Source organism: Tenacibaculum sp. AWR4_210 (assembly GCF_056160945.1).
This window is the reverse complement of record NZ_JBSWYF010000011.1, coordinates 112,103-124,007: the sequence shown is the minus strand read 5'-3', so window position 1 is coordinate 124,007 and position 11,905 is coordinate 112,103. Positions and strand designations below refer to the sequence as shown.

At 41.0% G+C, this 11,905-nt stretch carries 8 protein-coding genes; 2 read left to right on the top strand and 6 right to left on the bottom strand.

All coding sequences use genetic code 11. From position 1 onward, the window contains the following. Positions 1 to 85 precede the first annotated feature (85 nt). From ACXAG7_RS17670 to ACXAG7_RS17655, 4 genes are read right to left on the bottom strand one after another with little or no spacing between them, the layout of a single operon-like run. A complete protein-coding gene (locus ACXAG7_RS17670; protein ID WP_476667653.1) occupies positions 86 to 1,546 on the bottom strand; it encodes a glutamate synthase subunit beta in 1,461 nt (486 codons plus the stop codon). Between the two features lie 2 nt (positions 1,547 to 1,548). Beyond that, positions 1,549 to 6,039, bottom strand: a complete 4,491-nt coding sequence (gene gltB / locus ACXAG7_RS17665) for a glutamate synthase large subunit (RefSeq protein ID WP_476667652.1) — start codon at positions 6,037 to 6,039, stop codon at positions 1,549 to 1,551. A gap of 11 nt (positions 6,040 to 6,050) precedes the next feature. Further along, positions 6,051 to 7,286, bottom strand: a complete 1,236-nt coding sequence (locus ACXAG7_RS17660) for an ammonium transporter (protein WP_476667651.1) — start codon at positions 7,284 to 7,286, stop codon at positions 6,051 to 6,053. 14 nt (positions 7,287 to 7,300) lie between these two features. Beyond that, positions 7,301 to 7,639, bottom strand: a complete 339-nt coding sequence (locus tag ACXAG7_RS17655; RefSeq protein ID WP_408045226.1) for a P-II family nitrogen regulator — start codon at positions 7,637 to 7,639, stop codon at positions 7,301 to 7,303. Positions 7,640 to 8,315: 676 nt separating this feature from the next. Between ACXAG7_RS17655 and ACXAG7_RS17650 the strand changes: the two genes are divergently transcribed. Then, entirely contained in the window at positions 8,316 to 9,101 is a 786-nt protein-coding gene (locus ACXAG7_RS17650) for a tRNA pseudouridine synthase A (RefSeq protein ID WP_476667650.1), read from the top strand. On the opposite strand, the gene ACXAG7_RS17645 is transcribed toward ACXAG7_RS17650, so the two are convergent. After that, a complete protein-coding gene (locus ACXAG7_RS17645; protein WP_476667649.1) occupies positions 9,091 to 9,765 on the bottom strand; it encodes a GNAT family N-acetyltransferase in 675 nt (224 codons plus the stop codon). The genes ACXAG7_RS17650 and ACXAG7_RS17645 overlap by 11 nt on opposite strands. A 183-nt stretch (positions 9,766 to 9,948) precedes the next feature. Between ACXAG7_RS17645 and ACXAG7_RS17640 the strand changes: the two genes are divergently transcribed. Next, on the top strand, positions 9,949 to 10,542 hold the full coding sequence (locus ACXAG7_RS17640) for a hypothetical protein (protein ID WP_476667648.1): 594 nt from the start codon (positions 9,949 to 9,951) through the stop codon (positions 10,540 to 10,542). A 149-nt stretch (positions 10,543 to 10,691) separates the two neighbouring features. Here ACXAG7_RS17640 and ACXAG7_RS17635 read toward each other — a convergent pair whose 3' ends face one another. Further along, positions 10,692 to 11,807, bottom strand: a complete 1,116-nt coding sequence (locus ACXAG7_RS17635) for a WD40/YVTN/BNR-like repeat-containing protein (RefSeq protein ID WP_476667647.1) — start codon at positions 11,805 to 11,807, stop codon at positions 10,692 to 10,694. Positions 11,808 to 11,905: the final 98 nt, after the last annotated feature.

Here is an 11,905-nt window from a genome sequence, read left to right as displayed (position 1 = left end):
TTAGCGCCGATGGTACTGCCACTGGTGGGAGAGTAGGTCGTCGCCTTTCTTTTAAAACCTCATTACATCCGTAGTGAGGTTTTTTTTATGCCCTTAATAAATGATCTTCATTTTTAATACTCGATTCTCTGAGTGTCTTTTTATTTAAATAACGGTTAACCGCATCAGCGGCATTTCTTCCTTCAGCAATGGCCCAAACAATCAATGATTGACCACGTCGCATATCACCAGCCGTAAAAATCGATTCGACATTGGTTTGGTATTGAGTATCCGAATAGGTCGAATTTGAATTCAGTTGTATTCCTAATTGTTTCGCTAAGCTGTTTTCCGGACCTGTAAACCCTAATGCAAGTAAAACCATATCGCAAGGCCAAATCTTCTCAGAATTGGGCTTTTCTTTAAGTCTATGAGTACCATCGGTAACTTCCCAAGAAACTTCAACGGTTTTCAGAGCAGTCAAATTTCCATTTTTATCCGTCATAAACTCTTTAGTACTTATTAACCAGTTACGTTCGCAACCTTCTTCATGGGAACTGGTAGTTTTTAGCTGTAAAGGCCAGAAGGGCCATGGAGTGGTCGTACTTCTGAATTTGGGTGGTTTGGGAAGAATTTCGAAATTAATAACCTTGTGTGCTCCTTGTCGGTTGGCGGTTCCGATACAATCAGATCCAGTATCGCCTCCACCAATAACAATCACTGTTTTGTTTTTTGCATCCAATTCAGGTTTGGGGGCAAGGGATTGAAAGAGGGATTTTGTTTGAAAGGTAAGGTATTCCATGGCCTGATGAACGCCTTTCACTTTACGGGGCATTATTGGGAGGTTTCTGGGGGTACTAGCACCACCACATAAAAGGGTTGCATTATACGATTCGAGGTGGGAAACAGGAATGTTTTTACCTACTTCGGCGTTTGTTTGAAATTGTATTCCTTCTGCTTTTAATTGATCAATTCGTCGGTCAATAAGGTGTTTTTCTAATTTGAAGTTGGGAATCCCGTAACGTAAAAGTCCTCCTAAGGCATCTGCTCGTTCAAATACCGTTACCCAATGGCCTAACCTATTTAATTGTTGTGCAGCAGCCAATCCAGCTGGTCCGGAACCAACAATAGCAACCTTTTTCCCAGTTCGAAATTTGGGGATTTGAGGTGTTATCCACCCTTTGCTAAAACCTTTTTCAACCAGTGATTTTTCAATATTTTCTATGGCTACAGGTTCTTTAATAATTCCTAAAACACAGGCTTTTTCACAGGGAGCGGGACAAAGCCTTCCGGTAAATTCAGGGAAGTTGTTAGTACTGTGCAATATTTCAAGAGCCTCTCTGTAGTTTTCGAGATGAACGTTGTGATTGAAATCTGGAATTAGGTTTCCTAACGGACAGGCACTATGGCAAAATGGGACTCCACAATCCATACAACGAGAAGCTTGTTTGCGCTGGGTGTCCTCGGGAAGAGGAATGGTATATTCGTCGTAGTTTAGTATGCGTTGCTTGGCGGGTAATCGTTGTTCATTGGTGCGTTGATGTATTTTAAATCCTCCTATTTGTCCCATAATTATGCTGTTAACTGATTGATGTTTTGTTGTTGTTCTTGTACTATTTTTTTGTATTCTTTTGGAAAGACTTTAATAAAGTCATGCTGGCTAGTATGCCAGTTTTCTAAAAGAAATCGGGCGCGATCACTTTTTGTGCATTCATAATGCTTTTTAACGTACTGTAAAACGAGTTGCTTATCGTCAAAGTTAAGTGGGTCTAGATCTATGGACTCTGTGTTAAAAAGAGTCTGATCAGTAGTTGTGGGTTGATAGATATAGGCAATGCCTCCGCTCATACCTGCCCCAAAGTTTTTACCGACGGCTCCAAGTATAAACACTCGACCTCCTGTCATGTATTCACAGCCGTGATCACCTAACCCCTCTACTACGGCATGTGCTCCAGAGTTGCGAACTGCAAAACGTTCACCTGCCAGTCCGTTGATGTAGACCTCTCCTGCAATGGCTCCGTACAAACTGACATTACCAGTAATAATATTTTCGTGGGCTTTAAATTTTGAGGCTGTGGGTTTACTAATTATGAGGGTTCCTCCTGACAATCCTTTTCCGAGATAATCATTGGTGTCTCCAGCCAAGGCTAGTGTAACTCCGTTAGTCAAAAAAGCACCAAAACTCTGTCCTGCAGATCCTTCAAATTGCAACTGTACCTGCTGTTGAGTAAGTCCTGAAGGACCAAACCTTTTTGAAAGCTCATACGACAGCATGGTTCCGACACTTCGATGGGTATTCTTGATCTGGTAATGCTTTGTAATCTCCTTTTTAAGGGAAATTTTAGGGAGGATGTCTTTAATGATTTGATGATCTAGCGTTTGTTCCAAATGGTGGTTTTGTTGGGTGGTATTGCGAACGGGGCTATCCGTATTTGGACGGAATAGCAAAGCACTAACATCAATCCCTTTGGCTTTGTAGTGTTCTATAGCCTTTTTGGCTTGGAGTTTTTGAACTTGGCCTACCATGTCATCTAGTGTACGAAAACCTAATGTTGCCATAATTTCTCTTAACTCTTCAGCAACGAAATACATAAAGTTTATAACGTGTTCTGGAGTTCCTTTGAAGTTTTTACGCAATTCAGGATCTTGGGTCGCAATTCCTACAGGACAGGTATTGAGGTGACAGGCTCGCATCATGATGCACCCAGATGCAACTAAAGGGGCAGTGGCAAATCCGAACTCTTCAGCTCCGAGTAGGGCAGCAATGGCAACATCGCGTCCGGTTTTTAGCTGTCCATCACATTCTAATACAACACGACTTCTCAGGTTATTTAACACAAGTGTTTGCTGTGCTTCGGCTATACCGAGTTCCCAAGGAAGGCCTGCGTGTTTTAAGGAAGTCAATGGGGAAGCTCCTGTTCCACCATCATAGCCAGAAACTAGTATGACATCGGCTTTTGCTTTCGCAACTCCAGCTGCAATGGTACCAACGCCTACTTTCGAAACGAGTTTAACGTTAATACGTGCGTGTCTGTTGGCATTTTTTAAGTCGTATATTAGTTGTGCGAGATCCTCAATAGAATAGATATCGTGATGGGGAGGAGGTGAAATAAGTCCGACAAAGGGTGTTGAGTTACGCACTTTGGCAATCCATGGAAATACTTTTTCCCCTGGCAGTTGTCCTCCTTCACCGGGTTTAGCTCCTTGTGCCATTTTTATCTGAATTTCTTTGGCAGTGCTCAGGTAGTAACTAGAAACTCCGAATCGGCCTGACGCAACTTGCTTAATGGCACTATTTTTTGAGTCCCCATTGGCTAAGGGAGTACTGCGCTCGATTGCTTCACCACCTTCACCGGAATTGCTCTTACCTCCAATTCTGTTCATTGCCAATGCTAGATTTTCATGCGCTTCTTGACTGATAGACCCCAAAGACATGGCACCTGTCTTGAAGCGTTTTACTATGGCTGTCCACGGTTCTACCTCTTCAATTGGAATGGGGTCGAGATTGGTAAATTCGAGAAGTCCACGCAAGGTCATCAATTGTTTACTCTGATTATTGATAAGCTCGGCATATACACGGTATTTTTCTTTACTATTTGATCGAACTGCTTGCTGTAGTTTTGCGATGCTGTTTGGATTAAATAAGTGGTGTTCTCCGGTTCGGCGCCATCGATAGTCACCTCCAATGGGCAGTGCTAGTGAAGATACTGGTTGTTCAGTATCAAAAGCTTTGCGATGGCGTTTGCTGATATCCTTTTCAAGGACGTATAAACCGATGCCTTCTATACGGCTAGGAGTATTAGGAAAGTACTTGTTGACAAAGGATTTTTTCAGTCCTAAAATTTCGAAAATTTGTGAAGCGCGATACGAATGCAAGGTAGAGATTCCTATCTTATTCATAATTTTTAGGATACCTTTACCAATAGCGGTATTGTAGTTAGCAATGGCCGTTTGTTTGGTAAGATTGATGTCATTCTTATTGGTCACTTCGTGGGTGATGATTTCATTCACCAAATAAGGGTTGATAGCGCTAGCTCCATAACCAAATAGGGTTGCAAAATGATGCGGTTCACGAGCTTCTGCAGTCTCTATGACGATACCAAACTTCGAACGTTTTCCCTTTTGATTTAAGGAGTGATGTAAAAATGAGCAAGCGAGCAAGGCTGGAATAGCAGCTTTTTTAGCGGTAATGTTTCTGTCTGAGAGTATGAGTATATTAGCTCCTGCGTCAACGGCTTTTTCCGCCTTAAACAACAGTTGCTCCAAGGCGTGCTCTAAGCCGTTTACACCTTTGTTTATTTTGTAGAGTAACGGAAGGGTTACGGCTGAGAAATCAGGATGGTGAATATGCTTTATTTTATCTAAATCCTCATTTGAAATTACGGGGTTTTGAATACGGAGCTTTTTGGCTTGTTCTGGAACAATGTCAAAAATATTGCGATCTCCCCCGATGGCAAGACTGATATCTGTGATAATTTCTTCTCGGATACCGTCTAGTGGAGGATTGGTAACCTGTGCGAACAATTGCTTAAAGTAATTGTATAAAAGTTGCGGCTTGGATGACAAAACAGCTAATGGGGTATCCGTTCCCATAGAACCAATAGCCTCTTTTCCCTTAGTAAGCATCGGGCTGATGATGGTTTGTATATCTTCTGTGGTATATCCAAATGCCTTGAGTCGCGTTTGGTATTGGATGGTATCTTGGTTTGGAGGATTTTGGGTATACGGTATTTTGGCGAGCGGGAGTCTGTGTTCTTCTAACCAAGTTTCGTAGGGATATTGGGCGACAATCTTATTTTTGATTTCGCTGTCTTCTACGATGCGTCCCTCGTTCATATCTACCAAAAACATTTTTCCCGGTTCCAGCCTTCCGTGTTTTACGACCTTGTGCGGAGGAACTTCTATAACACCGGTTTCAGAGGCCATGATAACGAGACCGTCCGTAGTTACCGTATACCTCGATGGGCGGAGTCCATTTCTGTCGAGGATGGCTCCAATATAATTTCCATCGGTAAACGGAATGGATGCCGGGCCATCCCAGGGCTCCATAATACAGGAGTGGTATTCGTAGAAAGCTTTTTTCTTCGGGTTCATATTCTTCGCTTTTTCCCAAGCTTCTGGTACCATCATCATCAATGCCTCTGGCAAGGTTCTTCCAGTCATTAGTAGGAGTTCGGCAGCCATGTCCATCGATGCCGAATCAGATTTACCTGGGGGAATAATAGGCACCATGTCGGATATTTTATCTTGGAATGCCGGACTTGCCATGAGCTCTTCTCGGGCTTTCATTCGACTAATATTTCCTTTCAAGGTGTTGATTTCTCCGTTGTGACAGAGGTAACGAAAAGGTTGTGCTAGTTCCCATGCCGGAAAGGTGTTGGTTGAAAAGCGCTGATGTACTAGCGCTAAACGCGTAACGACATCCGTTTCTTGAAGGTCGAGATAGTAGGGACCAATATCTTCAGGAATGAGGAGTCCTTTGTAAATAATGGTATGAGTAGACAGTGAAGAAACATAGAAGTAATTCGCTTGAGAGAGTCTGGAACGAGCAATTTTTTGTTCCGTCACTTTGCGAGCAGCATACAATTTTTTTTGAAATTCAAAATCACTGATATCAGACTGTTTTTTAAGAAATACTTGAACTATGGCTGGTTCTGTTTCGGCAGCGATACTACCCAGAACGGCATTGTTAACCGGAACCTTTCGCCAACCGAGAATACTGATATTCTGCTCGTTTAACTCGGTTTCAAAAATTTCTTTACAAAAACGTTGTTGTGTTGTTTTTGTAGGCATAAATAGCATTCCAACTGCGTACTCTCGAAAGTTAGGGAGTGGAAACTCACAGACTCTGGCAAAGTAGTCATGTGGTATATCGATGAGTATACCGGCGCCATCTCCTGTTTTTCCATCGGCACTTACGGCGCCTCTATGTTCTAGTCGGACTAGGATATCGAGAGCGTTGTGGATGATACTATGAGAGGTTTTTCCATGAAGGTTACAAATGAAACCAGCTCCACAATTGGCAGTTTCAAACTCTTTTAAATACAGGCCTTGATCTTCCATAAATAATAATTTTAATCGTTTAATCTGAATTCTGGATAAGCATTTATTCCATGTTCATTTTTATCGAGACCTTCGCGTTCTTCCTTTTCAGAAACACGGAGTCCGATAACGATTTTCAAAAGTTTTAATATTGCAAAGGAGCTGACGATGCATACTAAAGCATAGCTGGCAACTCCTAGTAACTGCGAGGTGAATTGTTTCCAACTCGCTAAATCACCGACAATTCCTACTGCGAGTGTTCCCCATACGCCACAAATCAGGTGAACGGCAATCGCGCCTACTGGGTCGTCTAATTGTAGAGAATCGATGAGTAGTACGGCCATGACGATTAAGCCACCAGCAACAGCACCGATAGTTATAGCTTCAGAAGGACTCATAACATCTGCACCAGCTGTAATGGCTACCAAGCCACCTAAAATCCCGTTGAGAAACATGGGTAAATCGTAGTACTTGTAACGAAACGTGGTTATTAAAAAGGCAACTAAACCACCAGAGGCAGCGGCCAAAGAGGTCGTTACTAGGGTGAGGGATGTTTTTGACGGATCGGCAGAAAGAACGGAGCCGCCGTTAAACCCAAACCAACCAAACCACAACAACAGAACTCCTGCGGTAGCCATAGGCAAGTTATGTCCTGGAATGGCCATTGATTTTCCATTTTTAAATTTTCCAATACGCGGACCTAGAAGCCAAACGGCAACAAGTGCGGCCCAGCCTCCTACGGAGTGCACTAAGGTTGACCCTGCAAAATCGTAAAAGGGAGTTTCTAAGCGGTTCAAGAATCCATCACCCCATTTCCAGGATCCGGCAATGGGATAAATACATCCGACGTAGAGTATGGTGAAAAGAATAAAAGGTTCTAACTTCATTCGTTCCGCAACGGCTCCTGAAACGATAGTTGCGGCTGTGGCAGCAAACATTCCTTGAAAAAGGAAGTCAGTCCAATAGGTGTAGTTTTCGTTATAACTCAAATCTAAAACTCCGTCTGCCAAAGGTGCTTGAAGCCCCCAACCGGCAAATCCGATTATTCCTAGGGCATCTTTACTAAAGCCAGGATACATAAAACTAAAACCGACAAGACAGTACAATAGGAGTCCTGTGGTAATGATGAAAATATTTTTAAATAGGATGTTCATGGTGTTTTTTTGACGCGTAAGCCCTATCTCGAGGAAGGTGAATCCGAGATGCATAAGGAAAACGAGGGCTGTACAAAGCATCATCCATAGGTTGTTGGTAGTAAGTGTATTCATGGTAGTTAGGGTATCTAGTTTAGGGTGTCATTACCGGTTTCTGCAGTTCGAATTCTATAGCTCTCTTCGATATTGGAAACAAAAATTTTTCCATCTCCAACTTCGCCAGTACTTGCGGCTTGCAGGATTGCATTGATGGCAGGTTCTTTAAAATCATCATTGACAACTATAGAGAGGTAACGTCGTTGAATATCGCTTGTACTATAGGTAATTCCTCGATACACGTGTCCTTCTTTTTCATTTCCAAGTCCGGTGACGTCCCAGTAACTGAAAAAGTTAACTCCGACCTTGTGCAGTGCTTCTTTGACGGCGTGGAATTTAGATTTTCTGATAATGGCTTCGATTTTTTTCATGTATTATTTGTTTTATAGCGCTGGTTTAGGGCAATAGAATTCTAGGGAAGCAAAAAAGTTTGCTTCCACAAGGCTTCATAAGCGTCGTAGGTGTTTGAGTAAATTACTCTTTAGAAAGCATGTACAGATGAGTGCATCCGTCGCAACGTGTTTTGATTAAGAGGTATGCGTTTTGAAGTAGAAAGCAACGTATAAAAAAGATGAAGGGGTGGTGTTTTTTTAACCATTGAGCCGAGCTGACGATGGTCAAAACCTCTTTTATCTCGAAGTGACTTCATTACGTATATCATTAATTTTGTGTTTTGTTACTATACAAATTTGGGGTAAAACATTCTAAAAAACAAATGATTAGCCTCCTGGAGTACTCCGAAATCGTTTTCAATCGGGGAGTACTAATCAAAAAAGAATAGCAAAAAATATGAATGTTGTAATATGGTTGCTTCAATGAAATTGGAAAATAGAATATCCCCAAAAAAGAAGTCCCAAATTACTATATCAGTAAAAATGAGATTTTTTCAAAAAAAATGTAATTTTTAGTTATTTTGATTGTGTTATTTTATTCTTTTGGTTGTTTTGTTGATTTATATTTTGTGTTTTGATGTTTTTATTGTGAAATTGGTAATTATGGTTGTTTCTTAAATTCGTATGGCCATTTTTTTCATCGTAGCTTTGTGTTATGAATTACAAGCATACTTACTTATTGCGAATTGAATATTTGGGGTTTCGTTTTCACGGTTGGCAAAAACAACCTAATTTAAAAACGGTACATTGGGCTATTGATAAGACACTTAAGTTTGTATGTACAGGCATTCGCACAAAGACTGTTGGCGTAGGCCGAACGGATGCCAAGGTATCTGCCAATAATTACGCGGTACAGTTGTTTATCGATGAAGTATTGGATTTTGATGATTTTTTAGTGTCTTTTAACAGAAATTCCCCGGCAGATATTCGTTTGTTAGAAGTGGAAGAAATAACGGATCATACTTTTAATATTATTCAGCATCCAAAACAGAAAGAATACCGATATTATTTTTCTTTTGGGGAGAAGAATCATCCATTTAGTGCCCCGTTTATCACGGGTATTTTGGACGACTTAAACTTGGAGCTTATGCAACGTGGAGCCCGATTGTTTGAAGGTACTCATAACTTTACAAGGTATTGTACCAAACCCAACGAGCACACTCAGGTAGTACGTGAAATAGCCATGTGTACGATTGTTGAGAATACGGAGTTAACGGCATCATTTTTTCCTAAAAAGAGTTATGTTCTCGTTGTACGAGGTACTGGTTTTTTGCGAAATCAAATACGTTTGATTATGGGAGCGCTGTTTGAATTGGGAAAGGGAAATTACGACCTTGCCTATATTGAAGAATCACTGCGTCCCGAAAGCACGATTGAATTTATGAAAACAATCGCTCCTTCTTCGGGCTTGCAGCTACATGCTGTAGATTTTAAAGAATAAAGTGCGTCCAAACCATTTTTTGAGTAAAGATATACCCTAATTTGCGATAGAGTGCTATGGCTCCTTGATTGGACGAAGCAACGTGTAATATGGGAGTTTTGCCTTGTGCGATGATGCCCTCTGTTGTATGGCCCACCAATTGTTTGGCTAATCCCATGCGTTGATAGTCTGGATCTGTTACTACTGCACTGACTTCGATAAAATCATGAGTTTGCAATCGTTCACCTGTGGCGGCTATAAGTTTTTCTTTGTCAAAAACTCCGTAGTAATTTCCCATACTAAAAGTTTCTTCTTTGTAATAGCCAGGCATCACTTTCCATACTAGGTCGTAGAGGGCCTTTTTATCTTTTTGTTGTAGGGGAACAATAGTATGCGTGTAGGTTGGCGCATTAAAGTTTTCCAAGATCATTTGGTCGCAAAAAACTTCTTGATGGCTTGGGAAGTTGGGACGACGAATAGGCTCCTTGTTGACAAAAAAGAAATTCTTGCATTGATCGGCGTAAAAAGCAAGTGCTTTGTCAATTTGATCGTTGGCTCCAATTGCTGCGAAAGGGCAAATTTCGGGTTGGTAAAAACGTCCTTCATCGGTGATAAGGGCAAATTTTTTATGGGTTTCTTCTAGTGCAGTCCATACGGGATTGTCAAATTTTTCTTCAATTTTCATGGATTCAAGATATCAAAAAATTAGGATACTCAACAGTTCTCAGGAGCTGTAATCCTGTTTTTTTAGAATTTATTGGGTAATGAAAATAGTTACCCCAACACTTACCAATAGATCGATCTAAAAATAAGACAGGTGGCTACCGAAAAGCCTTAGAATAGAGTAGGTAAACTAATCAAATTTATTATGAGAATTTTAAACGTAAAAAAAACGGTACTATCATGGGTAGTACTAGGAATGTTAAGTATGGTAATCGTCAGTTGTTCATCTGAAGATTTGGTAACACCGCCAGATACTTCCGGTACTACCGGAGTTGAAGTCGAATCAAAAACAACGGTAGGAAAGGATGTAGAAATGGCGGCTCCCATATCTCCTCCGTGTAACAGCTTAATAGATGATGGATGCTCCTATACCTCGGGAAGTGGAAGTCCTTATGTACATCAAAACAACATGATTTCAATGATGAATCAATGTCGAACCGAACCATTAGGCAATTGTAACTGGGCGCCTGGAAACACCTATGTGTATCGTGAGTTTTGGGTTGAAATAAAAAATTGTTGTACACCTGCCTATGCGTTAAATGCTCATATGGACGGATGGAAAACGAAGGCGCAAGCACTGAGACCTGGAAAAGGGTATATCATTACGGGCTACACCCGAGTTACGGGGCATTCTTACAATGGAGGTTACTCGTATCGAATGAAAATTCGCGTGCAGTTTAGGCTTACTTCCATGTGTTGGAATCTACCTGATTTAGGTTTAACTCCGATAGGCGGATAAAAAATAGCCCATCAAAAATGATGGGCTTATCAAACTAAATAGATGTCAAAAGGCATCGTTATTTTGGACTACTGAGGCAGCATGTCTCGGTAGTTTTGAATGTAACATAGTTTTTCATAACGATTCCGAAGTGACGTTCTAGGGTATTGTTATTTGATTTCAATTTTTGCCAGCATTCCTTGTGCTCCTACTGCTATAAATGTATCAGCATCTAAAGCATAAACATCGTTCCAAGCTCCGTTGGTAATACTGTGTTTAATGCTATGCCAGCTATTTCCGTTGTCTTTTGAGACGGTGATAAACTCTCCATCGGTCGATTGAGAAGCTGTATTTCGTCCCACGGCAACCGCATTTTTAGATAAGGGTGTCAAGGCTACTGCAACAAGTTTGTTATTGTGACCGTAATCAACATCATTCCAGTCACCGTTATGTACCGATCCAAACATGACTCCTTTCTCACTTCCTGTATTGGCTAGTCCGTTGTTACCCACAGCGATAACAGTTCCGTCTTTGGCCGCAACATCCACTAATTGAGCTGCGGTATAGTTTCCTTCGCGTTCGTATTTTGCTTTGTACAAAGTAAAGAGCGCTCCTTTAGTACTCGTTCCTCCGGAAAAGACGAGCAATTTGGTAGCCGCTAAATATTCTGTAGCCATTAACGGAGTTGCTTTAACGAGGTTTGTAAGTTCAGCATTGATGTTTTTTGACCAAATAGCACCGTCATTAATTCCGATAAACATCAATCCGTCTTTCGTCGTTTCATGGTAGCCTACAATATAGATTTCATCATCCCCTGTATGAAAGGTCAAATCTGTTAAATGGTAGTTTTTACCTGTTAAGGCATTGTTTAAACTCCAGGTACTACCAGCATCCCTAGTTGTTAAAACCTCTCCTGTAGGAGCGATGGCCATTAGAAAATTGGCATCTTTTGACTTGATTTTAGCAATGTTAAACAAGGAAGTACTGTAGATCTTAGTCCAGGTATTTGCCCCGTCTGTAGTTTTGTAAATAGAGGAAGATTTTGAACCGCCTGAATTCAGCTTACTCGCAACGGCATACCCAGTTGTCGCATTGACAAAATGGATGGCCTCTAAAGGTAAAGTTGTAAAGGCATCTAATTTTGTTACGGTAGCAATGGAAGAAGGAGTTGGTGTTGATCCTCCATTTGAAGGATTTCCTCCTGTAGGGTTGTCTGCTGGTTCGTCATTTGAGCATGCGGCTGTAATCGCCAAACAGAGGACGATTAGCATTCTTTTAATTTTCATATAGTTTAAATTTTTAGCTCTCAAAAATAAGAACTCACTAAAAAAACTATGGTATAAAAATTAATCATTATTAAGGACAAATCAATCCTATAAAAAAA

What these genes read in the sequence shown, in the direction of transcription:
- ACXAG7_RS17655 (WP_408045226.1), bottom strand. Translation starts at nt 7,639, where the DNA reads ATGAAAAAAATCGAAGCCATTATCAGAAAATCTAAATTCCACGCCGTC.
- ACXAG7_RS17660 (WP_476667651.1), bottom strand. Translation starts at nt 7,286, where the DNA reads ATGAATACACTTACTACCAACAACCTATGGATGATGCTTTGTACAGCC.
- ACXAG7_RS17640 (WP_476667648.1), top strand. Translation starts at nt 9,949, where the DNA reads ATGAGAATTTTAAACGTAAAAAAAACGGTACTATCATGGGTAGTACTA.
- ACXAG7_RS17670 (WP_476667653.1), bottom strand. Translation starts at nt 1,546, where the DNA reads ATGGGACAAATAGGAGGATTTAAAATACATCAACGCACCAATGAACAA.
- gltB (WP_476667652.1), bottom strand. Translation starts at nt 6,039, where the DNA reads ATGGAAGATCAAGGCCTGTATTTAAAAGAGTTTGAAACTGCCAATTGT.
- ACXAG7_RS17645 (WP_476667649.1), bottom strand. Translation starts at nt 9,765, where the DNA reads ATGAAAATTGAAGAAAAATTTGACAATCCCGTATGGACTGCACTAGAA.
- ACXAG7_RS17650 (WP_476667650.1), top strand. Translation starts at nt 8,316, where the DNA reads ATGAATTACAAGCATACTTACTTATTGCGAATTGAATATTTGGGGTTT.
- ACXAG7_RS17635 (WP_476667647.1), bottom strand. Translation starts at nt 11,807, where the DNA reads ATGAAAATTAAAAGAATGCTAATCGTCCTCTGTTTGGCGATTACAGCC.